We start from the raw sequence: 26,405 nt of genomic DNA, 5'->3' as shown, positions 1-26,405 counted from the left end.
TCCTGTTTACGCTTCTTGGCCAACTGTTTCGTCTTCGATCCCTAATTCTTGTTTAATCCAATCGTACCCTTCCGCTTCCAGGCGTTGCGCAAGCTCAGGTCCGCCGGATTTTACTACTCGGCCTTGCATCATTACGTGTACGTAATCAGGAGTAATATAATTTAATAGACGCTGATAGTGAGTAATAATCAAGCAACCGAAATCTTCCCCACGCATTTCATTGATCCCTTTTGAAACTACTTTAAGGGCATCGATGTCCAGACCTGAATCAATTTCGTCCAGAATTGCAATTTTCGGCTCGATCATCATAAGCTGCAGGATTTCATTCCGTTTCTTTTCACCGCCGGAAAAACCTTCATTTAGGTAGCGCTGCGCCATATCTTCGCTCATTTCAAGGAATTCCATCTTTTCGTCCATTTTACGGATGAACTTCATTAATGAAATTTCATCGCCTTCCTCACGGCGGCTGTTAATCGCTGAACGAAGGAAATCTGCATTGGTAACACCATTAATTTCGCTTGGGTATTGCATTGCAAGGAAGAGACCTACACGAGCGCGCTCATCAACTTCCATTTCAAGCACATCTTCACCGTCGAAAGTAATGCTTCCGCTTGTTACTTCATATTTTGGGTGTCCCATGATTGCAGAAGACAACGTGGATTTCCCCGTTCCGTTCGGTCCCATGATTGCGTGGATTTCCCCACCTTTTACCTCAAGGTTAACCCCTTTCAGGATTTCCTTGCCTTCGATTGAAACATGTAGATCTTTGATAGTTAATGTAGAACCTGCCATTTTAATACCTCCGTGGACTAATTCCTTATTTATAGCATGGACAGCCGTATGCTCTCCTTCTATTGCTAATGTTTGGTGATCATTCTCATTTTATTCTCATTACAATCTTATAACAAATGAAAATTGGAAGCAACTAATAAAAGCTGATTTTCCCCTACAGACGTAGTAGTAAAAAATAAAACCGTCGTTCGATTGCTCCTTTACCTGCAGAAACTTCTATTTACTGTTAATTCGCATGTCATAGCTTTTGTAATTGCAAGGGTCTTCATTCTAAACTTTTAAAGAAAACTCCCCGATTGGCAAGCCTTAAAAAGGCGAAGACAGAGGGGGACTTAGGCACACTGGACAAGGGAAGGCTTCAGCAGCGACACATCCCACGGAACAAAGCGGCAGCTTTGAGAGCATGCGGGTAACACAGGCATTGTCACAGGACGTGGTGTCATCACCCTGTGTTCTACCTTCACTCTGAAACTTTGCCGCTACAATCTTGAACATAGGTGCTGACAAGTTATACATACTTAGTTTGCAAGGAAAATAAAGAAAACCCGCCATTTGGCGAGCCTTCTTGTTTACTTAAGCAAACTTACGGGTGAAGCCTGCGCTGGAGATTGTTTACCATTCGATTGCATTGTTCATACTCTCTTTGTCTACGTTTTTCTACCTGGATACGGAGATCTAATTTCCTGCTGTATTCGCTGTATCCAAATCCATGGGACTGCTGCATCGCCTTTTCCATTTCGCTAGTAACGTTTAAATCTAGAGAGTTGATAATGAATCAATCCTTTCCATAGTTCAATCTTTGTTTATTCTATCATTGCATATTTTTGCACACAAAGTCCTTATACCCCAATGATCTATCAATAAACATAAAAAATGCCGCCGCACTAACCTAAAAACCTGGAAAACATATAATTACTCCAAAATCCTCTAATTTCCGCAATTTTACTATTTGATTCTTTTTAAGGACCTATAAACCTAGGAGGAATGTTCAAAATATACTATGGTTTGCATCAATAAAAAAACTAAGTGGAATAACTGTAGTTTGGAACACAGCATTCCACTTAGTTTTTGTCAATGAAGCCCGGACAATTCCTGGATAGCATCCTGGACTAGAGTCACTGCCTGGCTCATGACAGCTCCTCCTCCAAATGCAGCAGAAACACCAATCGCTTCCATAATCTCTTGTTCGCTGGCTCCGTGATCAAGACATCCTTTCACATGGTACAAAATACAATATTCATCTTGGGAGTAGACACTTATGCCTAGTGCGATTAGTTGTTTCTCTTTATAACTAAGAGTCCCTTCCCTAAAGCAAGCTTCTGTAAAGGCATTATAATGCTGCGCAAGATCCGGCATTTTCTGCATAAATACTCCAAGGCCCTCTTTATATTCATGGATGGCAGCCTCGGAAGGATTTGTCGGTTCATTACTCAATTTAAATCAGCTCCTTGGAGTGAATGTCGTGTATAGTATTTCCAGAGGGGCTATATATATTCTTGAGTTCCTGCATGAAAGAAATAAAAAAGCCGTTCCGGAGAACCGCAAGGTAAAAAACGCATATTTTAACTATAGAAAACTCGCCTTTTGGCGAGTTTTCTATATCTTTTATTCACTTACAGGAAGCACTGCACCTTTATATTCTTTTTTAATGAATTCCTGGATCTTCTCAGAGCGTAAAACTTCTACAAGTGATTTGATTGCTTCTTTATTTTCGTCCCCTGCTCTCACGGCAATGACGTTAACATACGGTGACTTTGAATCTTCAATTGCGATTGAATCTTTTACAGGATTCAAGCCTGCATCAATTGCATAGTTAGAGTTGATTAATACAGCATCACCTTCATTGTTTTCATAAACCTGTGGTAAAAGGGATGCTTCGATATCAGTCTTAAATTTTAGGCCCTTTTCATTTTTCACGATGTCTTTAGTAGTAGCAGTTGTTTTATCAATGCCTTCTTTAAGCGTGATCACGCCTTTTGCTTCAAGCATAGAAAGCGCACGGCCATGGTCAGCCACAGAACTGCTCATGATGATTGTTGCACCTTTTGGAAGGTCTTCTAGTTTTTTGTACTTCTTAGAATAGATTCCAATAGGTTCGATATGGATGCCGCCAGCATTAGCAAATTTATAGCCATGTTCTTTCATTTGTGCTTCAAGGTAAGGAATGTGCTGGAAGTAGTTAGCGTCAAGCTCCTTTTCATCCAAAGCTTTATTTGGCAAAATATAATCCTGGAACGGCTTGATTTCAAGCTCAATTCCCTTTTCCTTAAGCAACGGCTGAGCTTCTTCAAGGATTTCAGCATGAGGCACGTTTGATGCACCAACAACCAATTTGGTTGTTTCGCTTTCTTTACTGCCTCCTCCGCTTGACTCATTACCTGAGCCGCATGCAGCCAGAACAATTGACAATACTAGAATGAATGCAAGGCTTAACAATTTCTTCATGTGAATCATCTCCTATTTTTTTATCTTTTATCAAGCTTTGAAGTAATAAAGTCTCCTACAAATTGAAGGATGAAGACTAGTATTAAAATGATAATAGTAGCTACCACTGTTACATCATTATGATTACGCTGGTAGCCATCCAGGTATGCCAGGTTGCCAAGGCCTCCTGCTCCAATAACACCCGCCATAGCTGTATAACCTACTAATGCTATAGCAGTTACGGTAATGCCTGATACCAATGCTGGCATTGATTCTGGAAGCAAAACCTTCCAGATAATAGTTCCTGTTTTGGCACCCATTGATTTAGCCGCTTCAATTACCCCTTTATCGATTTCCCGAAGCCCAATTTCAACCAAACGGGCATAAAACGGTGCCGCGCCGATAATCAATGCAGGCAATGCCGCATTTTCCCCAATCATTGTTTGCATGATCGCCTTAGTAAATGGGATAAGCAATACGATTAATATAATAAAGGGAATCGATCTGAAGATATTAACGAATGCACTGATGATGACATTGACAAACCGATTTTCCCAAATATTGTCCTTTGAGGTCAAAAACAGGATCAAACCAAGTAAAATTCCTAAAACAAAGGTTGCAACAACTGATATGGCAGTCATATACAATGTTTGATTTGTAGCTTCGATAATTCGGTCCCATTCCACGTTAGGCAGTAATTCCTCAGTCATTTGAAATCACCTCCACGCCAACTTGCTGAGCTTTAATATATTCCAGTGCGCGGGCGATTTCTTCGCTCTTACCATCTACATGTACAAATAATGTCCCGTATGCCCCATTTTGTGTTTGTGAAATTTTCCCTTGAACGATATTCACATCAAGCTGAAATTTACGGATCAAGTTGGTTATTAGGGGACTCTCGGCGTTTTCCCCAACAAAGCTAAGCTGGATGACTTTCCCTTTAGGGTAGCGTTGTAATAAATGGGAAATTGTTTCCTTTGTTTCTTCAGGTTCCGTAACTTGCTGTACAAATCGTTTCGTAATCTGTTCAACCGGATTTCTGAATACATCCAAAACCGGTCCGATTTCTACAATACGTCCACTTTCCATGACTGCAACGCGATGGCAGATTTTCCTGATAACATGCATTTCATGAGTGATTAGAACAATAGTTAGACCGAGTCGTTTATTAATATCGACAAGCAGTTCCAGGATTGAATCCGTTGTTTGGGGATCCAATGCTGAAGTCGCTTCATCGCAAAGCAAAACTTTTGGATTATTAGCAAGCGCCCTGGCTATGCCTACCCGCTGTTTTTGACCCCCGCTCAACTGGGAAGGGTATGCATCTCCTCTTCCCTCGAGGCCGACCAATTGAATAAGCTCCTTTACCCTGGCGTCGCGTTCTTCTTTTGGTACTCCGGCGATTTCCAAAGGGAATGAAATATTTTCATGGACAGTCCGGGACCAAAGCAAATTGAAGTGCTGGAAAATCATCGAGATTTCCTGCCTTGCACGTCTCAGCTGTGCCCCTTTTATTTTGGATACTTCATTTTCCGCTACAACGACTGTACCTTCAGTGGGGGTCTCCAAGCCATTAAGCATCCGGATCAGCGTGCTTTTTCCGGCCCCGCTATACCCGATAATTCCAAAGATTTCTCCCTGGTTGATTGTCAAATTGACATTATCAACCGCTTTAATTGTTTCCCCTGAGCCAAAACCGGAACGAAATATTTTACTCACTTTTGAAAGTGTAATCACCTGAACTCACCTCTTCTCCAATGAAAGCTATGAACTTAGTATATAGTAATCTCTTCGTCTAGCGACCTTTGAAAGGTGAAGGCACGACAATGAAAAAGGCCTTTCTGCATGAGCAGAAAGGCATATTAATCGTAAGCCTTTCTCTCATCTTCCAAAGCGTCCGCTTTGTGTGAATTGGCACCTTTTCAAAGTTATCACACTTTGCCGGTTGCCGGGCTTCATCGGGCACATCCCTCCACCTCTCTTGATAAGAGCAGTAACTATATGAATTTTTTAATAAGTTCATTTTTTATTATGGTAGTGATTTTATCATGGTAAAAGAGAGAGTGTCAATGCATATGGCTGTATTCATATATTTAGCAAAATTTCTTTGTTTTAACTATTATGCGTCTATGGTCGTTTTATGTTGACCTCGCTACAAGCGATACCTGGCCTGTCGCCTTTTGGAGGCCCTGCTCCAGGTCCTCAATTAAGTCTTCTGCGTTTTCAATGCCTACCGACAATCGGACCAAATCTTCACTCACTCCAGATTTGATAAGGTCGCCGGCATTCAACTGCTGATGGGTTGTACTTGCGGGATGGATGATCAGGCTTTTCGCATCTCCCACATTGGCCACATGAGACCATAGTCTAATAGCGTTGATTAATTTGGCGCCGGCTTCTTTTCCGCCTTCAATGCCAAAAACAACGACAGAACCCGCGCCTTTTGGCAAATATTTATCCGCCAGTTCTTTATCAGGGTGGTCAACATTTCCCGGATAGGTGACCCATTTGACACCAGGGTGATTTTCCAAATAATCAATGACCTTTATTGTATTGGCAATATGTTCTTTCATTCTCACATGGAGGGTCTCAAGCCCCAGTGTAAATTGGAACGCATTCTGAGGACTGATTGCCGGGCCGAGGTCACGGAGCAGCTGGACACGCGCCTTGGTAATATAAGCAGCGGCTCCAACTGCCTCTGTATATACAATTCCTCCATAGCTTTGATCTGGATCAGTAAATCCCGGAAATTTAGGGGAATTCCAATCAAACTTCCCACCATCAACAATAATCCCCCCCAGTGTCGTCCCATTTCCAAGAAGCCACTTAGTTGCAGAATGAATAACGATATCGGCCCCAAACTCGATCGGGCGGCATAAATAAGGAGTGGCAAAGGTATTGTCTATGATTAACGGAATGCCTGCTTCGTGAGCAATGGCTGCAACCTTTTCAATATCTAGTATTTGAAGGCTCGGATTGCCTATCGTTTCCCCAAAAATCGCTTTCGTGTTCGGTGTGATGGCAGTCCTAAAATTTTCAGGGTCGGAAGGGTCGACAAAATGGACCTTAATTCCATACCTTGGAAGAGTAGTCGCAAAAAGATTGTACGTTCCGCCGTATAAAGTTGAAGCGGCGACAATATCATCACCCGCACCTGCAATGTTCAGGATGGACATAGTGATCGCAGCCATACCGCTTGCAACTGCAAGGGCACCGATCCCGCCTTCAAGCAGCGAGACCCGTTCTTCAAATGTCGTCACAGTCGGATTATGGATCCGGGTATAAATGTAACCTGGCTCTTTTAACCCGAATAAGTTTGCGGCATGTTCGGTATCTTTAAAGAGGTACGCATTGCTCATATATATAGGCAACGCCCTTGCTCCCGTAACTGGGTCCGCTTCCAGACCGCCGTGGATGCTTAGTGTTTCGAAACGGTAGTTTTTTTGCTGATCAGACATTTTGTTGCACACTCCTTCTTTATTCATTTTTAGAGATTCCTTCGGCTATGTACACGCAGTACGGGAGTAACAAAAAATCCCCTTCTATAAGAAGAGGACTTTTATCTCTCCTTATCTGCCAGAGCCATTACTCTGCTGGAATTAGCACCGTGTATGTCATTACCGGTTGCCGGGCTTCAAAGGGCCAGTCCCTCCGCCTCTCTTGATAAGTTAAATTGAATATTCAATTAATTGTATTTACTGGAAAATATACCATACTTCCATTTAGCAGTCAATTGATTTTATTTTGGGAGGCACACCCCCGGCGACCTGCTTTTTAAACCAATTCCTTCAGAGTCTCATATAGGAATGGGACTGATTGGAAGGCATATATTTTCCTTTCCAATTGGCCTTCTTTAAAAATCAGTAGACAGGGTACGCTTTCAATCTCATATTTGGCCGGGATGGTTCTTGCAAAGTTAATATTCATTTGGCCACATGTGAGATCCGGCAGCATTTCCAGCACGATGGAAAGCATCCGGGACGCTACCTGGCAGGTGCCGCACATCGGTGTATATAAATAAAGGCAAAAGGTTCTTTTCCATTGTATCGCAACTTGCAATTCCTGATCTGTCCATTCCTGCATAAGGTGTTAACTCATCCTTTGTTCTACGAATTCCATATTCACATCAATATTGGCACCTAATAATACAGTTGCTATATGATACGCGGGTGCTGAGGCAACTTCCCTGTACATTTTATCTATGTATAGATGTGAAGCCTCCGGAAGTTCCCGCTTGAATTGTTTTCTTAATTTTTCACCTGATTCATCTGAATCCACAAGGATATATACATCCTTATCAAATAACTCGTCAACAAGTTCATCTAGCCTGGCCAATGATATTGTACCATTGGTACAGATGATCTCGATTTGTTCCCTTAGCACGCTTTTCACTTTCTTCTTGTCAGAGGTACCTTCAACAATGATCACTTTTTCCAATAGTCCGCTTTCCATTGCCATCACCTTGTTTCAACCCCCATCAAACAGAGGCAGAATGAAATAAACTTACATTGTTTTTATTATGATTTCCTAACAATCAAGCGCCTTCATCAAGAAACGATTTCCTTTTTTCCCTGGGATGCCATTTAGAAAACATGGAAGGGTATGATAAAAATGGAGAAGGCATATAACAGCCTTCTCCATTGTTGTTTATCCTTCGTTCGTCATTTGTTCATACTTTTCAGCACTCATCAAGTTATCAAGCTCGCTTCTGTCGGAAGGCTCAATAACAATCATCCATGCTTTTTCATACGGAGATTCGTTTACAAACTCTGGATTGTCATTAAGGTCTTCATTCACCTCAACAACCTTTCCGCTAACAGGGGCATAAAGCTCTGATACAGTTTTTACGGATTCTACGCTGCCAAACGGCTGGTCCGCAGTAACTTCATCGCCTACTTCAGGAAGTTCCACAAACACAATATCTCCTAATTCCGACTGTGCGAAGTGTGTAATCCCTACACGGACATTATCACCTTCCGTTTTTACCCACTCATGCTCTTCAGAATAAAGAAGTTCCTTTGGTGTTGTCATGATTAGTACCTCCATGCATATGTAATAAAGTATATCTATTTATGAAAATAGATTATGATATATTTGGCAATGATTAGGATTGCCAAGTTTTTTCGTACTCTTCCTCTTTAAACCCAACCGTTACCTTTTGTCCGTCAGTGGCAATCGGTCTTTTGAGCAGCATGCCGTCGCTTGCCAATAAATCGAGCATTTCCTCTTCAGTTGCAGTCTTTAATTTGTCCTTCAAACCAAGTTCCCTGTACTTTTGTCCGCTTGTATTAAAAAACTTTTTTAATTCCAAACCACTGTTGTGGTATAAATCTTCCACTACAGATCGGGAAGGGGGATTTTCGGCAATATGGACTTCAGTATATTGAATATCATGGCTGTTTAACCAATTTTTTGCCTTTCTGCATGTTCCGCATTTTGGATACCAATAAAATGTTAAGGCCATTCTTTCACCACCTACTCCTAGAATACCCGTTTTCTTTTCCCAATACAAAGTATATGCTGTAATTATTTTCTTTTTTTCATAAAAAACTCATAAATCAAACGTTTATGAAAAAAACGGGAATACCCATCAAAAGGATATTCCCGCATGGCAGCTATCTATAGTGTAAAGCCAAATTACAAAGCGTATTTTTCTGTATCGATGATTTTCGCAGCAGCTTCACGCTTCTTCGCAATCACATTGATTGGGTTGTATCTTGTCAATTTACGAAGTGCGGATAACATGATGCGTAAAGTATCTCCGCTTTCTGAAGCAATAAGGGTTTCTTTGGCATGTTGTTCAATTTGGTTGAATGCTTCCTGACAGAAAATTTCTGTATAAAGCACTTTTTGCTGGTTCTTTTCAAGCCCTGTTGCTGCGATTGCTTTTTCTGTACGCAACACAACAGATTCCATCGCATAAGCAAATGATGCGATATCAGCGATATTCACGAGGATTTCCTGTTCTTGCTCAAGCTTTGTGCCAAATTTCTGTGCAGCAAGGCCAGCTGCCAACAAGCCGATTTTCTTTGCATTTCTCACAAGCATTTTTTCTTGTGCCAATGGCTCATCGCCAGGTTCTTCAGGCATCATCATCATTAATTCTTCCTGGAGTGCTTGGGCTTTTTGAAGAAGAGGCAGTTCTCCTTTTATTGCTTTCTTCAAGAATGTACCAGGTACCAGCAAGCGATTGATTTCGTTCGTACCTTCAAAAATACGGTTAATGCGTGAATCACGGTATGCGCGTTCAATTTCATATTCCTGCATGAAGCCATATCCGCCGTGAAGCTGAACGCCTTCGTCCACAACATAATCCAATACTTCAGATGCAAAGAATTTGTTAAGTGAGCATTCAATGGCATATTCAGCAATGGAGTTCGCCACTTCTTTCCCGTTTTTCACTTCTTCATCAGTAAGCTTGCTCATGCGTTGTTCGAAAAGCCCAACTGTACGCCATACAGAGCTTTCAGAAGCATAGATTTTCGATGCCATTGTAGCAAGTTTTTCTTTTGTAAGGTTAAAGGAAGAAAGTGGAGTCTTGAATTGCTGGCGCTGGTTTGTATAAGCCGCAGCCAATGCAAAAGCATTTTTCGCTCCACCGACGCCACCTACGCCTAATTTATAACGGCCGATATTCAAGATATTGAAAGCAATGACATGGCCTTTACCAACTTCTCCAAGAAGATTTTCTACAGGAACCTGTGCATCCTCCAATATCAGTGTACGGGTAGATGAGCTTTTGATACCCATTTTCTTTTCTTCAGCACCGGTAGAAACCCCTGGGTATTCACGTTCCACGATGAATGCAGTGAATTTCTCCCCATCAATTTTCGCATAAACCACGAATACATCAGCAAACCCTGCATTAGTGATCCATTGCTTTTCACCATTTAATACATAATGTGTTCCTTCAGCGTTTAATTTTGCAGTTGTTTTGGCACCAAGCGCATCAGAACCGGAACCCGGCTCAGTCAGGGCATAAGCGGCAATCTTTTCACCAGTAGCCAGCGCTGGGAGGTATTTATGTTTTTGTTCTTCGTTACCAAAAAGGACGATAGGCAGAGACCCAATCCCTACATGTGCACCATGCGTGATAGAGAAACCGCCAACACGTGCCATTTTTTCCGTAATAAGAGCTGAACTGATCTTGTCAAGGCCAAGGCCGCCGTATTCTTCTGGAACATCCGCACCAAGCAATCCAAGCTCGCCAGCCTGCTTAAGCAATTTGACGGAACGATCGAATTCATGGTTCTCAAGGTGCTCAACCTGAGGAAGAACCTCATTCGTTACATAATCCTCGGTTGTTTTTGCAATCATGATCTGTTCATCTGTAAAATCTTCTGGTGTGAACACTTGCTCATGCGAAATTTCTTCAATTAAAAAGGCGCCGCCTTTGATTAATGTTTCTGTTTGATTAGACATTTTTTTTACCTCCTGAAAGTATCATAATTAGGTTTGAAATGTATATGCTCCGCTCCGGCGGTTTTCCTTCCAGAGCGGATACAATGCAAATTAATCTTAAGCCATCAATTCAAATACACCGGCCGCACCCATTCCGCCGCCGATACACATAGTAACGACACCAAACTGCTGGTTCCTGCGCTTCATTTCATGTAGAAGCGTAAGAGTCAATTTAGCACCTGTACAGCCAAGCGGATGCCCAAGTGCAATCGCTCCGCCATTGACATTGACCTTTTCTTCATCAAGGCCAAGCTCACGAATGATCTGTATGGATTGTGATGCAAAAGCTTCATTCAATTCAAATAACCCAATATCGGATAGCTCTAATCCAGCCAGCTTCAATGCTTTTGGAATGGCAGCAACCGGTCCGATTCCCATGATTTCAGGCGGTACGCCCGCTACTGCAAATGAACGGAATTTACCCATTGGGGCAAGACCTAGAGATGAGGCTTTCTCAGAATCCATAATCATAACAGCCGCAGCACCATCGCTCGTTTGTGAAGCATTTCCTGCTGTAACAGAACCCGTCACGGAGAATGCAGGGCGCAATTTCCCAAGAACATCAGTGGTCGTACCCGCACGCACGCCTTCATCCTGAGTAAACTGGAAGGTTTTTTCCTTCAGCTTGTTATCCGCGCCTACAGACCGTAACGTTACATCAACAGGAACAATTTCATCTACAAACTTACCTTCTGCTATGGCCCTTGCTGCCTTTTCGTGACTGCGCACAGCAAACTCATCTTGGTCTTGACGGGAAATTCCGAATCTCCTTGCTACCTCTTCAGCCGTATGGCCCATTCCCATATAATATTCAGGAGCTGTTTCTGCTAGCTTTGCATTCGGGCGTACGACATGGCCCATCATTGGCACCAGGCTCATCGACTCTGCCCCGCCCGCGATGATCGTATCACTTGAGCCGAGCATAATTCGCTCAGCGCCGTAAGCAATAGCTTGGAGGCCGCTTGAACAATAACGGTTTATCGTGATGGCCGGAACATCGTGAGGCAGACCTGCAAGCGCACCGATGTTTCTGGCCATGTTCAACCCCTGCTCAGCTTCAGGCATCGCACAGCCAATGATTAAATCATCAATATTTCCTTCATAATTCCCAGCACGCTTTAATGTCTCTTGAACAACTAGAGCACCTAAATCATCCGGGCGTACTGCAGCAAGAGAACCCTTTTTTGATTTCCCTACCGGAGTACGCGCCCCGGCTACAATTACCGCTTCTCTCATGAAGATCCCCCTTACCTTTTTTTGAAGCAATTTATCAAACTTTCGAAATGTCATATATAAATTAGTTACGCAATGGTTTTCCTTTAACGAGCATGTGCTGCATTCTGGCTTGGGATTTTGGCTGGGCGATTAAGCTTAAAAAAGCTTCCCTTTCCAAATCAAGCAAGTATTGTTCATCCACTTCAGTACCGTACGGAACTTTTCCGCCTGCAATCACGTAAGCAAGCTTCTTTGCAATATAAATGTCATGATCAGAAATATATCCGCTTAAGCGTAGTGATTCCGCACCAAGAAGCAGTGCAGCGTAGCCTGGCTCTCCCACTACAGGAATCTTGACTCTAGCAGGAGCTGTATATCCTTGCTCATAAAGGGCAAGTACAGCTTGTTTAGCATCATATAGAAGGTGGTCAGGATTCACGGAAATGCCATCTGCGAAGTTTAGGAAATTATTTTCACGCGCTTCTTCTCCTGAGGTGGAAACTTTCGCCGTTGCGATGGATTCAAACACTTTGTTGGCTACCTTTTGCAAGTCGAACTCGACACCTTTAGGCATGCTCTTCAAATGCTTGATATAAAATTCCTTGTTTCCGCCTCCGCCTGGAATCAGTCCAACACCAACCTCTACAAGCCCCATATACGTTTCGCTGGAAGCCTGGATGTGTGCTGCAGGAAGGCATACTTCAGCTCCGCCGCCAAGGGCCATGTTAAATGGTGCGGCAACAACTGGTTTAGAGCTATATTTGATTTTCATCATTGCCTGCTGGAAGTGGCGTATTACCATATCCAATTCAGAAACATTGTCATCCTGAGCTTCCATCAACATCATGGCAAGGTTTGCACCAACACAGAAGTTCTTGGCCTGGTTGCCGATTACAAGTCCCTTGTAGTTCGCTTCCACTTCTTCGACCGCAAAGTTGATCATTTGAACAATATCAAGGCCAATCGCATTATTTGGTGAAGTGAACTCTAATAACGCTACACCGTCACCAATATCAATTAAGCTTGCACCGCTATTTTTCTTGATGACTTTCCCTTGCTTTTTTAGCCTTTTAAGATTGATAACTTTTGGATTTTCGATTAGCTGCTTGTATTCCCCATTCGCATAATAAGAGATTTGTCCCTCTTCCGTTTCTTTATAGAATGAAGTAAAACCTGATGCAAGCATGTCTTTAATCCACTGTGGCACCGCAGTTCCTTCTTCTTCCATGCGTGCTACCGATTTTTCAAGTCCTATTGCATCCCACGTTTCAAATGGACCGGCATTCCAGCCAAAACCCCATTTCATTGCATTGTCAATGGCTACAATATCGTCGGCAATAGCGCCTAGGAGCTCAGCCGAATAAACAAGCACTGGGCTGAATATGTTCCAGAGCAGCTCTCCTGCACGGTCTTCACCATATACAAGCGCTTTCATTTTGTTGGCATGCCCTTTTTGTTGTTTGCTTGCTTCAATGGAGGCCGCCTTCAGCTTCTTTCTTTCTACATACTCTAACGTTTCAGGATCCAATTCGAAGATTTCCTTACCCTTCTTCAGGAAGAAACCCTGTCCCGATTTGCTTCCAAGCCAGCCGTTTTCAATCATTTTTTGCATGAAGCCCGGAATTTCAAAAACTTCCTTCTCCGCGCCTTCCACCTGGTCGTATACGTTTCTTGCAACATGTGCGAATGTGTCCAAACCTACTACATCAAGTGTGCGGAAAGTAGCACTCTTTGCTCTTCCAATCAGCGGCCCCGTAACGGAATCAACTTCTCCGACACTATAACCGCCTTTTAGCATTTCACGGACCGTTACGAGGAGGCCGTATGTGCCAATTCGGTTTGCAATGAAATTCGGTGTGTCCTTGGCAACCACTACTCCTTTGCCCAATACATCTTCACCGAAGAGCTTCATGAATGAAAGGACTTCAGGGTCTGTATCCTTAGTAGGAATCACTTCCAAAAGCTTCAAATACCGTGGCGGGTTGAAAAAGTGAGTGCCAAGAAAGTTCTTTTTAAAGTCTTCTGAACGTCCTTCTGCCATCGCCTCAATTGAGATTCCCGAAGTATTTGAACTAATGATGCTTCCTGGCTTACGATTTTGGTCCACTTTTTCAAAAACTTGTTGTTTCACATCAAGTCTTTCAACAACGACTTCGATCACCCAATCCACTTCACCTAGCCGCCTCATGTCGTCCTCAAGATTCCCCGCTTCGATCAACGCAAGGTTTCTCTTCGACGTCAGAGGTGCCGGTTTTTGCTTCAAAAGCTTTTGGATAGCAGTCTGGCTGATCCGGTTTCTTACTTGTTTATCTTCTAATGTCAATCCTTTTTTCTGTTCAGCCTCGGTTAATTCACGAGGAACAATGTCTAATAATAAAGTTGGTATGCCGATGTTCGCAAGGTGTGCAGCAATCCCTGATCCCATAACTCCTGACCCTAGAACCGCAGCCTTTCGTATTTGTCGAACCAAGTTCATATCCCCCTTACATAGTGTATTGAATGAATGCTCATTCATTTTACCTTCAAAAAAATATATTCATATTTTTCCTGTTGATACTAATATAAAATATTTTGGAAAATTCCGCAATTATAAATGCTTAAAAAATTTCACTTTTCTTAATTTATATTATTCCAAAATCATGATTACCTGTATGGCAAACGTAAAATTCCACAAAAAAAGAACATGCTATTTCCTCGTCCTGTGTTATTTCCCCCTAAGTTTGCGAAAAATAATGTCGAAAAACAGGAGGTGAGGAAATATGGCAAAGGTAGAAAAAAACCCGTCAAAGCGCGGGGTAAGTGCAGCCAGTGTTAAAGGAAATGCCGGTCCCGGCGGTGAGCCAAGCAGAATCAATAAGGTAAACAGCCAAAATAACCAGTATCCTCGTTAAATAAACAGGATTTAAGCGGAAATATTGATAATTAAGGAAAAAAATTAGCTTCGAGCGAAAAAGCATACTATTGAGCGATTCCACCGAAATCGACTGAAATCCATATAGGGTTCCCGCACAATTCTGCGGGAATCTCTTACTTAACTTACTTAAATATCCCTTTCAAAACAAAGGCCACATTCGCCGGCCTTTCTGCTAAACGGCGCATGAAATAACCATACCAGTCTGTTCCATATGGAACATACACACGCATTTTATAGCCTTCCTTTACTAAATCAAGCTGGCGTTCATTACGGATACCGTATAGCATTTGAAACTCAAATTGGTCTTTGGGAATATTATATTCTTTCACCAGTTGTTTGGTATATTCGAGGATCTTATCATCATGGGTTGCCACTGCTGTATAGTTTCCATTTAAAAGGTGAGTCTTGATGATTTTTTTAAAATTATTATCTACATCCTTTTTTTCAGGGAAAGCCACCTCCGCGGATTCTTTATAGGCCCCTTTTACAAGGCGGAGATTCGGATGGAGGCTGTTTAAGTCGTCCATATCTTTTTCGGTTCTGTAAAGGTAAGCCTGTATGACTGTCCCTACATTTTCATACTCTTTCCTTAGCTCCTTGAAAATTTCGATAGTCTTTTGGCAGCGGGAATAGTCTTCCATGTCGATTGTTACAAATACCTTGTTGGATAATGCAGCATCTAGGATCCTTCTCATATTTTTCATGACGACACCAGGGGAGATATCCATTCCCATTGAAGTAAGCTTCAAAGAAAGCTGGGAATTAAGGTTATGCTTGTGGATAGCTTCGATAGCCAGTATTGCATTGTCAGCCATTTGATTAGCCTCCACTTCATTATCGATAAACTCCCCTAAATAATCGATTGTTACCTCAAGCCCCGATTTGTTTAGCTCTTTTATTTTTTTCACAGCCATTTCAATCGTTTCCCCCGCAACAAACTTAGATGCCCCAAAGCGAAGACCCCATTTTTTGGCCAATTTAGTCAAGCTTCTATTTTTAGAAAGAAAGAGAAAAAAGTTCCTCATTACCTGCTCCATGACAGTTGCCCCCTAAAAAATATGTAGGTTGAAAAAATAACCAAATTTTTACTATTCCGTTTTATCATCTCAGAACTTTCTGTTGATATCAAAATCTCAGAAAACCATTCATGTAATACGAAGCAGGAACACTTTATGAATGGCTATCTTGGGAATTAAAGGGCTACCAGAAGAATGAAGCCCCTCTATTTGTTATGAAGCACGGTTTTTATTTAGACTATTTTCTATATCCGTACGGATATCCATATTGGCCGTACGGTTGATAAGGATAACCATAGTGATGGCCGTAATGTGGATAGTGGTGGCCATAATGGTGGTAATGATGATAAGGCGGGCGGCCATGGTGATAACCCGGCCCATATCCTGGCTGGTATTGTGGAGGACCATACATTTGTTGGCGCTTCATATCTTCACCTCCCTTGTATAGTTGTCCTTATACTATATGAAAGGAAGGTGGACATGGAGCCTGTCCTAATAAAATTAGGCAGACAAGCACACAATATTGAAAAATTAATAAGGGATTTGCCGACTGGACTATTCCTCACTTTTTGAAGAACGGTAGGCTTCATTAAGCTGTTTGATTTCTTTAATGATTTCCATTATATCGTTTTTAGCTTCCGGATATGTTTCATTCCAATGTTTCGCTAGAGCAGGCATGGATTTGGCTATATAGGTATAAAGCGCCCAATATTTTACCTTTTCCTGTAGTTCAGGCCCGATTTCTCCTGTTAACAGTTCTGTATACTTTTCTACAAGTGCAGCAAACTTGGAATCGAATTCATTATTCATGGAATCTTCCTTTCCTTTTTGAGCGAAGACCTGGGGCACCCTCCGCACATCTTTTTTGTTCCTGCTTTATAAGAGAAACAGCATGTTTGACGAATTCTAATCATTTTTTCCCTTTCAGGAAGCAAAACCTTTTCAGTATAATAACGTTTTAACGGATTTTCATGGAGATTCCCGAAAATGCTTCCTGGTGCATCATGAACCAAGTAAAAGAAATCAGATTCTAGCCTTGCAGTTACTTCCTGGTCCATGGCTTTTTCTAAGAGGGTTTCATAGAGCCAAAAGATATAAATAGCAACATTTTCCCATAGAATCAGTTCTGGTAACGCTGTTTCTTTTGAAAGCATAACAATAATGGGGTAAATATGCTCGGCAAAGGTCTGCTGGCACACTTCTTGACGTCCCTTTGAACGTTCTGTCCCCAAAGAATCGGCTGATATATCGCGATATACGATATCCGGGGTAAAACCTGGGATTCCGTTATCGTGAAGAGAAACATTCTCTATAGTTCCATTGATCCTTTTATTGAAGACTGACATGGCAAACAAATTGATGACCGCATAAAAGCCGTACCGTTTCGTTAAAATTGAGACCGTCACCTTGAGGTCCGGTGCATTCAGCCTTTCTTGAATTGCAGGGAGGATTCGATTTAACTGATCTTTACTAAGCAAATCGGCAGCACGGAAAGAAAACGAAGAGGATTCTGCATTATAAACAAACCGATAATCTGCTAAAATGGCTATTTCCTGTTCCGTCAGTTTGCTATTCATTTACCGGAGTCTCCTTCAAAATACATCTTCCCTTTCCGTAGGGGATACAAAGCGGTGTTCCGAAAAGCGGATCGACGGTGACCTCACAGTCCATTTGAAAAACTTCCTTCACCAAGGAGCAATTAATAATATATTCGGGTTTTCCCTGGGCAAATACATTTTTATTTTTTAAGGCGACAATATGGTGGGCATAACGGCTCGCCAAATTCAGGTCATGCAGTACCATGATGATTGTCCGGTTTTCCGTTTCATTCAATTCGAACAATAAATCCAGAATTTCAATTTGGTGGGTCATGTCCAGATAGGTCGTCGGTTCATCCAAAAGCAGGATGTCGGTATCCTGGGCTAAAGTCATTGCAATCCAGGCACGTTGCCGCTGCCCTCCTGACAGGGCATCTACGGGTCGGTATTTCAGTTCTGCAAGTCCTGTGGCACGAAGGGCGGCTTCCACCTTTTGTTCATCTTCTTCCGTCCATTGCTTAAGCCACGTTTGGTAAGGATACCTGCCTTGCTTTACGAGCTGCAGGACTGTTAGCCCTTCAGGAGCTGCAGGTGCCTGGGGGAGAATCGACATCTTTTTTGCCACTTCTTTAGTCGGCATTTTCGCTATGGCTTCACCATCCAACAATACGGAACCCGAAACCGGCTTTAACAAGCGGGCGATTGACCGCAGTAGGGTGGATTTCCCACATCCATTGCTTCCAATGAATACCGTTATTTCCCCTTTGGGTATGGCTAGGTCCAGCTGGTCTATAATGGTTTGTTCACCGTAAGATAGTGTTAAAGCTTCGGTTTTTATCGAACTTTCCATTTCCCTTTCTCCTTTTCTTCTAAAATAATATATTTATGTGTTCCTTGTTTTATATAATAAATAGATAAAATAGGGTGCGCCTATACTGGCAGTGAACACGCCTGCAGGAATTTCCAGGGGGGCGAACAGTGTCCTGCCTATTAAGTCGGCCACAAGAACCAACACAGCTCCTATTAAGGCAGCTATCGGCAACAAAGCGCCAAAAGCGCCCCCGACAAGACGCCTTGCCATATGAGGAGCCATCAATCCCACGAACCCGATTCCTCCACCAAATGCCACGGCACCTCCAGTCAAGGCAGTAGCAATGACCAATAAAAACAGCCTTTGTTTTTCAACTTTATTTCCAACACCTAGAGCAATGTCCTCCCCAAGCTCTTGAACATTTAAATTACGGCTTAGTGCAAATGCGATAGACAAAATTAGCAACACCAAGGGTACGAGGATATAAACGTCTGTCCATTTCGCTCCATTAACAGAACCCGTTATCCAAATATTCGCTTGGGAAGCCCTGTAAATAGGCCCCAAAATCATCATCATCGTTGTGCCAGCCTGCATCAGGGCTGAGATTCCTATTCCAACTAAGACCAACCTGGTCGGTGCTACTCCATTTTTCCATGAAAAGGAATAGACTAAGAAAGCAGTGATTGAAGCTCCGGCAAACGCCGCGAGTGGAAGCCAGGCAATGCTGACCGTCAATGAATTGTTCGTGTCGCTAAAAAAGGCCAGGAAGGAAACCACCGCAAATGAAGCACCGCCTGTTAATCCGATTATGTCAGGTGAAGCAAGCGGATTGCGGATCATCCCCTGCAGGATTCCGCCAGCCACAGCAAGCGCCATTCCAACCATAATAGCAACCACTATACGGGGAAGCCTGAATGAAGTAACAACCATCGTTTCCATTTCATTTCCGGCACCAAATAAAATTTTGGCCACACGTAAAGGTGAAATAAACATTTGCCCGGTACTCGCGCTTAGTAAAAATAACGAAAACAGCAAAAGAAGCAAAATTACAAAAACAGTCACAGCCCTTTGATCTAATAAAAAAGAGATGAAACCATTGAACAAACGAATACTTTTGTACTTATTCATTTTGCATTTAACCCCTTTCTTGCAATGTATATAAAGAAAGGGGTTCCGATTATTGCAGTCATGACTCCGACTGGAACTTCCCGTGGCATAATTACATACCGGGCCAGGATATCCGCTGCGACCAACAGAATCGCGCCAAGCAGTGCACTGTAAGGAATTACCCACCTATGGTCAATGCCCACAGCAGCCCGGGTGACATGCGGTATCACAATGCCGATAAAGCCAACAGGACCAGCAATCGCCACAGCACCGCCTGCGAGCAATATAACGCACAGTGCGGCAATAATTTTAATTAATCCAACTCTTAGGCCAAGGCCTTTCGCGACATCATCACCCATTGAAAGAAGGTTCATCCTGGATGCAAGTAAACAGGAGGTAATCCAGCCAATCGCTAAATAAGGCAGTATACTAGTCAATGTTTCGAGTTTGCGCCCCTGGACAGAACCTGCCAGCCAGAATAAAACCTGTTCAAGAGCTGTCTCATTTATAACTAAAAGCCCCTGAGTCAATGATGAAAACAACGCCGCAATCGCCGCCCCTGCCAGTGTCAATTTCATTGGGGTAAGGCCTTCACGCCCAAAAGAACCAGCTCCATAGACCCCAACCGCAGCAACGGCCGCCCCTAAGAAGGATATCCATGTATAGGCTTGCAAACTGCTAACTGAAAAAAATGTAACCGAAGCAACCACAGCCAAACCAGCGCCCGCATTAATACCAAAAGTCCCTGGGGATGCAAGTGGGTTCTTAGTCAATGTCTGCATCAACACACCGGCCATTGCTAAACTCGCCCCTACACATGCTGCGATCAAAGATCTTGGGAGCCTTACAGTTTGTATGATAATATGTTCATTCGAGCCATTAAAATCGTTGAAAGCTTCCTTAGCTGTACCCCACGAAGTATCGGTATACCCGTAGACTACACTGGCACACATTATAAAAAATAAGATTACTACTAATAAGAAAAAGCCCATTTTTTTTTGAGATACGGTTTTTAAAAGCATATACGCTTTTCCTCTCTTAAATAACCTGTTTCTTGTTAATGATTAATATGAAGACTGTGTAAAACCCACAGCTTTTACATCCGGGAAATCTCACTTACCATTTAAGTGTATTTAAATTGAATTCACCTGTCAATGATAATGAAAATCGTTTTCAATTTGATTATTGACATATCCGCCATTTGATTTTAATATCAAAATGAAGGTGATGATAATGATTATCATTAATAATTATATTACATATTTATAGGAGGAGTATTATGTCAAGGAAACATGCCATGTTATTGGCAATGCTATCTGTCATTTTTGCCATCATCCTTTCCGCATGCGGCTCTAAGGAACAAAATGCAGAAACACAAGAAGAATCAGGTTCCAAGGAAAAAGGCTATACAGTGGAACATGCCATGGGCACTACCGACATCCCGGCAACGCCTAAAAGAATAGTAATTTTAACAAACGAAGGAACTGAAGCCCTGTTATCGATGGGTGTTACACCGGTTGGGGCTGTACAATCCTGGACTGGGGATCCTTGGTACAACCATATTAAAGACGACATGAAGGACGTCCAGGTCGTGGGAACAGAAAGTGAAGTAAACTTGGAGGAGATTGCAGCGCTGCAGCCCGATCTAATCATCGGAAACAAGATGCGTCAGGAGGCTTTCTATGAGAAACTGAACCAAATTGCCCCTACTGTGTTTTCAGAGACTTTAAGAGGAGATTGGAAAGAGAATTTTAGCTTATATGCAAAAGCCTTGAATAGGGAGGAAAAAGGAAAAGAAATCTTAGGCCAGTATGATCAAAAAGTGGCAAGCCTGAAAGAAAAACTGGGTGATAAAGTGAATCAGGAGGTGTCTGTTGTCCGTTTTATGGCCGGAGTTACCCGTATTTATTACACCGATTCCTTTTCAGGCGTTATTTTCAATGAACTAGGCTTTAAACGTGCCAAACAACAAGAAAAACTGTTTACCGCCGAGAACAAACTTGGGAATCTTGCGATTGAGGTAGGAAAGGAAGCTATCCCTGAAATGGATGCAGACCGCCTCTTTTATTTTACCTATGCTCCACAGGGGGACAATAAAGCACTGGCTACAGAAAAAGAATGGCTTAATGGCCCATTATGGAAAAATTTGAATGCCGTCAAGAATGGACAGGTACATCAGGTAGATGACGCCATTTGGAATACAGCCGGTGGTGTAAAAGCAGCAAATTTAATGCTGGATGATATCGAGAAAATATTCTTTGAAAAATAAGCTTTAAAAAGGGAAACACTGCGCCCGTGTTTCCCTTTTTTTGTTGTATCATTTATGCACAAAATCGGTTTGCCGGGTTGTAACCGGCAACTTTGGCATTCGGCTATTTAATAAAATGCTAACAAAAATAAATAAAAAACAAAAAGCACCCCAATTGTTAATCGTGATTTAACAATGGAAGGTGCAGTTCACAGCAGCATTTTCCTTTTTAGGTGTCAGTCGAAAACATATACTTCTTATAGTGGTACCTAATGCTAAAAATAATCCCAATAGCAAGCATGTTCCCCATTAAAGAACTCCCCCCATAGCTTATGAACGGAAGCGGAATTCCAGTGATCGGAAGCACACCGATTGTCATTCCGATATTCTGGAAAACATGGAAGGTTATCATACTGATCACACCTACACATATATAGGTATAAAAATTATTTTTTGTTTCCATTCCGATTTTGGTGATGTGGTAAATTAACAGGAAGAATAAACTTATGACGATACTTGCACCAATAAATCCAAATTCTTCGCCAATGACGCTGAAAATGAAGTCGGTTTGGCTCTCGGGAAGATAAACTTCGCGGGATCCAATGCCTTTTCCATCCGTCTGTCCAGAACCAATCGCAAGCAGTGATCTTGTTAAGTGATACCCGGTACTGCTCTGATAGTTATATGGGTCAATCCAGGAATAAATCCGCCCAAATTGATACTGTTGCACACCTAAGTATTTCTCCAGAATTTCAGGATGCCAAATCACAAAAAACATAATGGTGCCAGCAAAGGCTGCTCCACCGGCAAAAATAGGGAGCAAAATTTTCCATGAAATGCCCGATATAAAAACCATTCCAAGCAAGATCGCCAATAAGACAAGTGATGTTCCCAAATCCGGCTGCTGCATGACCAGAGCCAGGGGCAACAGCGTTACAAGCCCGAGCTTGCCCAAAAGCCACAAATCGGTTTGTGTAGTTTTGACAGGAGTTTTTATATGGTGGCTCGATATAACATTAGCAAGGGATAGAACCAAGAATACCTTCATGATTTCCGATGGTTGGAAAGAACCCATAAAAGGGACCTGGAACCAGCTTTTTGCTCCATTGACCGGTTTTGCGATACTATCAGGGGCGATAATCAGGAAGGCAAGCAGCAAACAGCCAAACCCGTAAGTGTACCAAGAAATCTTTTTTAATTGGTCAGAGTCAAAGGTGATGACTCCGATAATTATTCCTATTCCTACGATATACCATACAATTTGCTTCAGCAGAAAGTTCTGTCCATACTGGCCCGTGGACTGGGCACTGTAAATGGCAATCGAGCTTGCGATGAACAAAAGAAATATGATAAATGCCAATCCGAAATCGACACGGGACGATATATTTTTATCTGACTGCATGGTAACTCTCCCTTTTTAAAAAGGATCAAGCAAATGATCAAACTAATTTACCTTATCATTATACTTGATAGAGATAAAATCACAACAATATTGTCAGTTGGGATATTTTCCCCTAGAGTTACCAACAGATTCGAAAATTGATTGTAATCAGTTATTTTACTTTTCCTTACTTTAACTCAGTGGCCAAATAAGCGGTAGCCAGTTCAGTGGCACACAGGAATACAATGCTCAGGCAACCAAGGATCATTTCATGTCCCCCTCTCCTGATATATCACCTTGATGATAGGGCATGAAACGGTGACCATGGCAATACCCGCAAAACGGTTTATTACGTTGTTAACATCGTGAATATTGTAGCTAATATGGTGTGAAACGGGTTTCATCATATACAATAGTGTAAAAACAAACAAGTGGTGAGTGATACCAATGGCAAACATTAAAGACATTGCTCAAATAGCTGGTGTCTCCGTTTCCACTGTTTCAAGGGTATTAAACAACCACCCTTATGTAAGCAGTGAAAAAAAACAAGCAGTTTTGCAGGCAATCGACCAACTGCAATATACAAGGAACATTAATGCTGTGCATTTATCAAGGGGGAACACAAACCTTATAGGTGTCGTGATTCCATATACGAATCATCGTTATTTTGGTCGAATCATGGAAGGCATTTCCCGCCAGGCAAATGTTTTTGGATATCATCTTGTCATTTTCCAAACAAATTATGATAAAGAAAAAGAGAGACAAGCACTTGAAATGCTGAAAATGAAGCAGCTGGACGGGCTTATCATTTGCTCCAAGATCAACGAGTTAAAAACCATACATGAATATAAACAGTATGGGCCGATTATATTTTGTGAAGATTTAGCACAAACAACTTTTCCCTCGGTAAGCATTGATCATTATGCCGCCTTTTCTTGCGCAATTGAATTCCTTCATAAGAAGGGATATCGGAAAATTGGGTACAGCCTTGGCAGAAAAACCGGCCGAAATAGTCATTTACGCGCCAAAGCTTATGAAGATGCCACAAAAAAATATGGATTGGAAACAAAACCCGAATGGATCTTTGAAGGCTGCTACAATATGGGCGATGGTTCCGATATATTTCGTAAATGGATAGATTTCGAAAATCGGCCTGAAGCCTTAATTATTACAAGCGATCAGGCTGCGGCTGGCTGCATTTTATCTGCAAAACAAGCTGGCATCGATATTCCCGGGAATCTGGCTGTTATCGGTTTTGATAATGATGATATTGCGAAACTTATAGGGATTACAACGGTGTCGTTACCGCTGGGAGCCATCGGGAAAACGGCTTTTGATCTATTTATGGAAAATAAAGACCCACAAAAAATCAAATTGGAATTTGAATTAATCGAACGCCAATCCTGTTAAACCCTTTGCATATTGTTTTTGTAGAATAATAAACACTTAAAAGTTAACCAAATTCCGTTTTGGAAAATAGATAATATTTACTAGATTTATGAAAAATATATTGCGGGATTCACGATATTAAATTATACTTCTATAGTATGAATTGAATATTTCCTCATTAACCGATGAGGTAGAGGCTGCGGCTTATATAAGTATGGCGGACGAGGTACAGCGAATATCGTTGACTCCGGCAGAAAGGATAAGTCGCCGAAGCTTGGATATATTCACTGTATATCCAGGCTGGCGGTGTTTTCGAACAGGAACACCACTGTCATGTTTTCTTACTGGAAACGTGGAGAGCTACTTTCGGAAGGGATTAAACGGGTTATTCAAACAGCCGTCGATCTTCTTCGACGGCTGTTTTTTATTTGCCTCTCTTCAGAAAAGCGACAATCGCCCCGTTGTAAGGAACGTCGACTAACATCTGCCATGTCCTGTGCGTCGGGGCCGGGCGCTGGAGCTAAACTTCAATACAGGTTGATAATCTTAGACTTTCTTACCTTTCAAAAAAGGAGTGTAACAGATGAGAAATACAACAGCATCAAACAATCCTACACAATTAAAAAGAGGATTGAAAGCAAGGCATCTAACGATGATCTCTCTCGGGGGAACAATTGGCACCGGGTTATTCCTGGCTAGTGGCGGTGCCATCCATTCTGCGGGTCCTGGAGGTGCCCTAGTTGCCTATGCTGCCATTGGTATAATGGTTTACTTCTTGATGACAGGACTTGCTGAAATGGCTGCCTTCATGCCGGTAGCGGGTTCTTTCCGGGTATATGCATCTAAATTCGTGGATCCGGCCTTCGGTTTTGCCCTAGGCTGGAATTATTGGTACAACTGGGCGATTACTATTGCAGCTGAATTAGCTGCAGTTGTATTAATCATGAAATTTTGGTTCCCGGATAGCCCGTCAGTACTATGGAGCGCACTATGCCTTGCGATCATGTTCCTGTTAAACTACATGTCTGTCAAGGGATTTGGTGAAGCTGAATACTGGTTCTCACTTATCAAAGTCGTGACAGTCATTGTGTTTTTAATCACCGGATTTATGATGATCCTCGGTATAATGGGCGGTGAAGCAATCGGCTTTAAGAACTTCACAATGGATGATGCACCGTTTAATGGTGGTTTCATGACCATTATGGGAATCTTTATGGCTGCCGGGTTCTCCTTTCAGGGAACTGAATTACTAGGGGTAGCTGCCGGAGAAAGCGAAGACCCAAGAAAAAATATTCCAAAAGCAATCCGCCAAGTATTTTGGCGCATCCTATTATTCTATATTCTTGCTATTTTCGTTATCGGATTAATCATTCCTTATACTACGGAAAGCTTGTTAAGCTCGGACATTGCTGTAAGTCCCTTTACACTTGTTTTTGAAAAAGCTGGGCTCGCTTTTGCGGCTTCTGTCATGAATGCAGTTATTCTTTCGGCCATTTTATCTGCCGGAAACTCAGGGATGTACGCTTCAACCAGGATGCTTTGGGATTTGGCGCGTGATGGAAAAGCTCCTAAGTTCTTAGGCAAGCTAGATAAAAGAGGAATTCCGGTGAATGCGTTAATCGTGACATCGCTGGTAGGTACCCTTGCATTTTTAACAACATTCTTTGGTGACGGAGTTGTGTATGTATGGCTATTAAATGCCTCAGGAATGTCAGGCTTCATTGCCTGGGTTGGAATTGCAATCAGCCATTATCGTTTCCGTAAAGCTTATGTAGCCCAAGGACGTGATTTAAAAGATCTGCCGTACCGCGCAAAATGGTACCCGTTTGGGCCATTGTTCGCTTTGGTTGTATGCATGATTGTTATCCTTGGTCAAAATTATAGTGCATTTACTGGTGGGAAAATTGATTGGGAAGGGGCCATGGTATCGTATATCGGCTTGCCATTATTCCTGATTCTCTGGATTGGCTACAAGCTTATAAACAAAACCAAAGTGGTTTCTCCAAAAGAAGCCAAATTTGATGTAGAATAATCCAAGGCAACGGCCTGGCAAGTTTTGCATACAGAACCTGTACGTCAGGAACTGTTGTGTAAAATTGCCAGGCCTTT

The 26,405-nt window shown here is 42.2% G+C and carries 26 protein-coding genes and 3 riboswitches; of the genes, 4 read left to right on the top strand and 22 right to left on the bottom strand.

Annotation, left to right across the window (positions count from 1 at the left end):
• Positions 1 to 6 precede the first annotated feature (6 nt).
• The 14 genes from sufC to CUU64_RS10140 all read right to left on the bottom strand — a co-directional run bounded on the left by sufC (position 7) and on the right by CUU64_RS10140 (position 14,368).
• A complete protein-coding gene (gene sufC / locus CUU64_RS10200) occupies positions 7 to 792 on the bottom strand; it encodes a Fe-S cluster assembly ATPase SufC (protein ID WP_101633524.1) in 786 nt (261 codons plus the stop codon).
• 583 nt (positions 793 to 1,375) lie between these two features.
• Positions 1,376 to 1,516, bottom strand: coding sequence for a YuzK family famiily protein (locus CUU64_RS23340; protein WP_483861835.1), 141 nt, complete (start codon positions 1,514 to 1,516; stop codon positions 1,376 to 1,378).
• Positions 1,517 to 1,863: 347 nt separating this feature from the next.
• Positions 1,864 to 2,226 carry a carboxymuconolactone decarboxylase family protein gene (locus CUU64_RS10195; RefSeq protein WP_257985478.1) on the bottom strand — a complete coding sequence of 121 codons (363 nt, stop codon included), beginning with the start codon at positions 2,224 to 2,226 and terminating at the stop codon, positions 1,864 to 1,866.
• 171 nt (positions 2,227 to 2,397) lie between these two features.
• Entirely contained in the window at positions 2,398 to 3,237 is an 840-nt protein-coding gene (locus tag CUU64_RS10190) for a MetQ/NlpA family ABC transporter substrate-binding protein (RefSeq protein ID WP_101633523.1), read from the bottom strand.
• Positions 3,238 to 3,257: 20 nt separating this feature from the next.
• Positions 3,258 to 3,926 (bottom strand): methionine ABC transporter permease, encoded by a 669-nt coding sequence (locus CUU64_RS10185; protein ID WP_101633522.1) that lies wholly within the window; start codon positions 3,924 to 3,926, stop codon positions 3,258 to 3,260.
• Positions 3,919 to 4,953 (bottom strand): methionine ABC transporter ATP-binding protein, encoded by a 1,035-nt coding sequence (locus CUU64_RS10180; protein ID WP_101633521.1) that lies wholly within the window; start codon positions 4,951 to 4,953, stop codon positions 3,919 to 3,921. Before CUU64_RS10180 ends, CUU64_RS10185 begins: the two co-directional genes overlap by 8 nt.
• Before the next feature lie 141 nt (positions 4,954 to 5,094).
• Positions 5,095 to 5,207: riboswitch (SAM riboswitch) on the bottom strand.
• A 147-nt stretch (positions 5,208 to 5,354) separates the two neighbouring features.
• Positions 5,355 to 6,674 (bottom strand): O-acetylhomoserine aminocarboxypropyltransferase/cysteine synthase family protein, encoded by a 1,320-nt coding sequence (locus CUU64_RS10175; RefSeq protein ID WP_101633520.1) that lies wholly within the window; start codon positions 6,672 to 6,674, stop codon positions 5,355 to 5,357.
• Positions 6,675 to 6,782: 108 nt separating this feature from the next.
• Positions 6,783 to 6,886: riboswitch (SAM riboswitch) on the bottom strand.
• 104 nt (positions 6,887 to 6,990) lie between these two features.
• On the bottom strand, positions 6,991 to 7,299 hold the full coding sequence (locus CUU64_RS10170; protein ID WP_101633519.1) for a thioredoxin family protein: 309 nt from the start codon (positions 7,297 to 7,299) through the stop codon (positions 6,991 to 6,993).
• Positions 7,300 to 7,305: 6 nt separating this feature from the next.
• A complete protein-coding gene (locus CUU64_RS10165; protein ID WP_483861834.1) occupies positions 7,306 to 7,674 on the bottom strand; it encodes a toprim domain-containing protein in 369 nt (122 codons plus the stop codon).
• 189 nt (positions 7,675 to 7,863) lie between these two features.
• On the bottom strand, positions 7,864 to 8,247 hold the full coding sequence (gene gcvH, locus CUU64_RS10160; RefSeq protein WP_101633518.1) for a glycine cleavage system protein GcvH: 384 nt from the start codon (positions 8,245 to 8,247) through the stop codon (positions 7,864 to 7,866).
• Between the two features lie 73 nt (positions 8,248 to 8,320).
• A complete protein-coding gene (locus CUU64_RS10155) occupies positions 8,321 to 8,680 on the bottom strand; it encodes an arsenate reductase family protein (RefSeq protein WP_101633517.1) in 360 nt (119 codons plus the stop codon).
• A 173-nt stretch (positions 8,681 to 8,853) separates the two neighbouring features.
• Positions 8,854 to 10,638: an acyl-CoA dehydrogenase family protein gene (locus tag CUU64_RS10150; protein ID WP_101633516.1), complete on the bottom strand. Its 1,785-nt coding sequence runs from the start codon at positions 10,636 to 10,638 to the stop codon at positions 8,854 to 8,856.
• Positions 10,639 to 10,734: 96 nt separating this feature from the next.
• On the bottom strand, positions 10,735 to 11,913 hold the full coding sequence (locus CUU64_RS10145; protein ID WP_101633515.1) for an acetyl-CoA C-acetyltransferase: 1,179 nt from the start codon (positions 11,911 to 11,913) through the stop codon (positions 10,735 to 10,737).
• Between the two features lie 61 nt (positions 11,914 to 11,974).
• Entirely contained in the window at positions 11,975 to 14,368 is a 2,394-nt protein-coding gene (locus CUU64_RS10140) for a 3-hydroxyacyl-CoA dehydrogenase/enoyl-CoA hydratase family protein (protein WP_374702714.1), read from the bottom strand.
• Positions 14,369 to 14,651: 283 nt separating this feature from the next.
• On the opposite strand from CUU64_RS10140, the gene CUU64_RS10135 reads away from it, so the two are divergent.
• On the top strand, positions 14,652 to 14,783 hold the full coding sequence (locus CUU64_RS10135; protein WP_101633513.1) for a YuzL family protein: 132 nt from the start codon (positions 14,652 to 14,654) through the stop codon (positions 14,781 to 14,783).
• A gap of 145 nt (positions 14,784 to 14,928) precedes the next feature.
• Here the strand turns inward: CUU64_RS10135 and CUU64_RS10130 are convergent, their stop codons facing one another.
• The 7 genes from CUU64_RS10130 to CUU64_RS10100 all read right to left on the bottom strand — a co-directional run bounded on the left by CUU64_RS10130 (position 14,929) and on the right by CUU64_RS10100 (position 20,300).
• Positions 14,929 to 15,843, bottom strand: a complete 915-nt coding sequence (locus CUU64_RS10130) for a proline dehydrogenase family protein (RefSeq protein ID WP_101633512.1) — start codon at positions 15,841 to 15,843, stop codon at positions 14,929 to 14,931.
• 217 nt (positions 15,844 to 16,060) lie between these two features.
• Entirely contained in the window at positions 16,061 to 16,249 is a 189-nt protein-coding gene (locus CUU64_RS10125; protein WP_101633511.1) for a hypothetical protein, read from the bottom strand.
• Between the two features lie 128 nt (positions 16,250 to 16,377).
• Positions 16,378 to 16,632 (bottom strand): DUF2573 family protein, encoded by a 255-nt coding sequence (locus tag CUU64_RS10120; protein WP_101633510.1) that lies wholly within the window; start codon positions 16,630 to 16,632, stop codon positions 16,378 to 16,380.
• Positions 16,629 to 17,399: an IucA/IucC family C-terminal-domain containing protein gene (locus tag CUU64_RS10115; protein WP_101633509.1), complete on the bottom strand. Its 771-nt coding sequence runs from the start codon at positions 17,397 to 17,399 to the stop codon at positions 16,629 to 16,631. The genes CUU64_RS10120 and CUU64_RS10115 overlap by 4 nt, the downstream gene beginning before the upstream one ends.
• Complete coding sequence (locus CUU64_RS10110; protein WP_101633508.1) at positions 17,392 to 18,210, bottom strand: ABC transporter ATP-binding protein; 819 nt, start codon at positions 18,208 to 18,210, stop codon at positions 17,392 to 17,394. The genes CUU64_RS10115 and CUU64_RS10110 overlap by 8 nt, the downstream gene beginning before the upstream one ends.
• Before the next feature lie 33 nt (positions 18,211 to 18,243).
• Positions 18,244 to 19,299, bottom strand: coding sequence for a FecCD family ABC transporter permease (locus CUU64_RS10105; RefSeq protein ID WP_101633507.1), 1,056 nt, complete (start codon positions 19,297 to 19,299; stop codon positions 18,244 to 18,246).
• The gene (locus CUU64_RS10100) at positions 19,296 to 20,300 is read right to left on the bottom strand and encodes a FecCD family ABC transporter permease (RefSeq protein WP_101633506.1); all 1,005 of its coding nucleotides are present in this window, start codon (positions 20,298 to 20,300) and stop codon (positions 19,296 to 19,298) included. The genes CUU64_RS10105 and CUU64_RS10100 overlap by 4 nt, the downstream gene beginning before the upstream one ends.
• A 257-nt stretch (positions 20,301 to 20,557) precedes the next feature.
• Here CUU64_RS10100 and CUU64_RS10095 point away from each other — a divergent pair, with 257 nt between their 5' ends.
• Entirely contained in the window at positions 20,558 to 21,547 is a 990-nt protein-coding gene (locus CUU64_RS10095) for an ABC transporter substrate-binding protein (RefSeq protein ID WP_180954547.1), read from the top strand.
• A 208-nt stretch (positions 21,548 to 21,755) separates the two neighbouring features.
• On the opposite strand, the gene CUU64_RS10090 is transcribed toward CUU64_RS10095, so the two are convergent.
• Positions 21,756 to 22,928, bottom strand: a complete 1,173-nt coding sequence (locus CUU64_RS10090; RefSeq protein WP_101633505.1) for an FtsW/RodA/SpoVE family cell cycle protein — start codon at positions 22,926 to 22,928, stop codon at positions 21,756 to 21,758.
• A 426-nt stretch (positions 22,929 to 23,354) separates the two neighbouring features.
• Here CUU64_RS10090 and CUU64_RS10085 point away from each other — a divergent pair, with 426 nt between their 5' ends.
• Both CUU64_RS10085 and CUU64_RS10080 read left to right on the top strand, forming a co-directional pair.
• Positions 23,355 to 24,317, top strand: a complete 963-nt coding sequence (locus CUU64_RS10085) for a LacI family DNA-binding transcriptional regulator (protein ID WP_101633504.1) — start codon at positions 23,355 to 23,357, stop codon at positions 24,315 to 24,317.
• Between the two features lie 162 nt (positions 24,318 to 24,479).
• Positions 24,480 to 24,667: riboswitch (Lysine riboswitch) on the top strand.
• A gap of 212 nt (positions 24,668 to 24,879) precedes the next feature.
• Positions 24,880 to 26,328 (top strand): amino acid permease, encoded by a 1,449-nt coding sequence (locus tag CUU64_RS10080; protein ID WP_101633503.1) that lies wholly within the window; start codon positions 24,880 to 24,882, stop codon positions 26,326 to 26,328.
• Positions 26,329 to 26,405 lie beyond the last annotated feature (77 nt).

It is taken from the genome of Bacillus sp. V5-8f (assembly GCF_002863565.1).
Classification (GTDB): domain Bacteria; phylum Bacillota; class Bacilli; order Bacillales; family DSM-1321; genus Peribacillus.
Note: the sequence above shows the minus strand (reverse complement) of the source record. Positions and strands in the feature narration are given on the sequence as shown.

Bases quoted from the DNA above. Each gene is read 5' to 3' on its own strand.
- sufC (WP_101633524.1), bottom strand. From the start codon at position 792: ATGGCAGGTTCTACATTAACTATCAAAGATCTACATGTTTCAATCGAA.
- CUU64_RS23340 (WP_483861835.1), bottom strand. From the start codon at position 1,516: ATGCAGCAGTCCCATGGATTTGGATACAGCGAATACAGCAGGAAATTA.
- CUU64_RS10190 (WP_101633523.1), bottom strand. From the start codon at position 3,237: ATGAAGAAATTGTTAAGCCTTGCATTCATTCTAGTATTGTCAATTGTT.
- CUU64_RS10185 (WP_101633522.1), bottom strand. From the start codon at position 3,926: ATGACTGAGGAATTACTGCCTAACGTGGAATGGGACCGAATTATCGAA.
- CUU64_RS10175 (WP_101633520.1), bottom strand. From the start codon at position 6,674: ATGTCTGATCAGCAAAAAAACTACCGTTTCGAAACACTAAGCATCCAC.
- CUU64_RS10170 (WP_101633519.1), bottom strand. From the start codon at position 7,299: ATGCAGGAATGGACAGATCAGGAATTGCAAGTTGCGATACAATGGAAA.
- CUU64_RS10165 (WP_483861834.1), bottom strand. From the start codon at position 7,674: ATGGCAATGGAAAGCGGACTATTGGAAAAAGTGATCATTGTTGAAGGT.
- gcvH (WP_101633518.1), bottom strand. From the start codon at position 8,247: ATGACAACACCAAAGGAACTTCTTTATTCTGAAGAGCATGAGTGGGTA.
- CUU64_RS10155 (WP_101633517.1), bottom strand. From the start codon at position 8,680: ATGGCCTTAACATTTTATTGGTATCCAAAATGCGGAACATGCAGAAAG.
- CUU64_RS10150 (WP_101633516.1), bottom strand. From the start codon at position 10,638: ATGTCTAATCAAACAGAAACATTAATCAAAGGCGGCGCCTTTTTAATT.
- CUU64_RS10145 (WP_101633515.1), bottom strand. From the start codon at position 11,913: ATGAGAGAAGCGGTAATTGTAGCCGGGGCGCGTACTCCGGTAGGGAAA.
- CUU64_RS10140 (WP_374702714.1), bottom strand. From the start codon at position 14,368: ATGAACTTGGTTCGACAAATACGAAAGGCTGCGGTTCTAGGGTCAGGA.
- CUU64_RS10135 (WP_101633513.1), top strand. From the start codon at position 14,652: ATGGCAAAGGTAGAAAAAAACCCGTCAAAGCGCGGGGTAAGTGCAGCC.
- CUU64_RS10130 (WP_101633512.1), bottom strand. From the start codon at position 15,843: ATGGAGCAGGTAATGAGGAACTTTTTTCTCTTTCTTTCTAAAAATAGA.
- CUU64_RS10125 (WP_101633511.1), bottom strand. From the start codon at position 16,249: ATGAAGCGCCAACAAATGTATGGTCCTCCACAATACCAGCCAGGATAT.
- CUU64_RS10120 (WP_101633510.1), bottom strand. From the start codon at position 16,632: ATGAATAATGAATTCGATTCCAAGTTTGCTGCACTTGTAGAAAAGTAT.
- CUU64_RS10115 (WP_101633509.1), bottom strand. From the start codon at position 17,399: ATGAATAGCAAACTGACGGAACAGGAAATAGCCATTTTAGCAGATTAT.
- CUU64_RS10110 (WP_101633508.1), bottom strand. From the start codon at position 18,210: ATGGAAAGTTCGATAAAAACCGAAGCTTTAACACTATCTTACGGTGAA.
- CUU64_RS10105 (WP_101633507.1), bottom strand. From the start codon at position 19,299: ATGAATAAGTACAAAAGTATTCGTTTGTTCAATGGTTTCATCTCTTTT.
- CUU64_RS10100 (WP_101633506.1), bottom strand. From the start codon at position 20,300: ATGCTTTTAAAAACCGTATCTCAAAAAAAAATGGGCTTTTTCTTATTA.
- CUU64_RS10095 (WP_180954547.1), top strand. From the start codon at position 20,558: ATGTCAAGGAAACATGCCATGTTATTGGCAATGCTATCTGTCATTTTT.
- CUU64_RS10090 (WP_101633505.1), bottom strand. From the start codon at position 22,928: ATGCAGTCAGATAAAAATATATCGTCCCGTGTCGATTTCGGATTGGCA.
- CUU64_RS10085 (WP_101633504.1), top strand. From the start codon at position 23,355: ATGGCAAACATTAAAGACATTGCTCAAATAGCTGGTGTCTCCGTTTCC.
- CUU64_RS10080 (WP_101633503.1), top strand. From the start codon at position 24,880: ATGAGAAATACAACAGCATCAAACAATCCTACACAATTAAAAAGAGGA.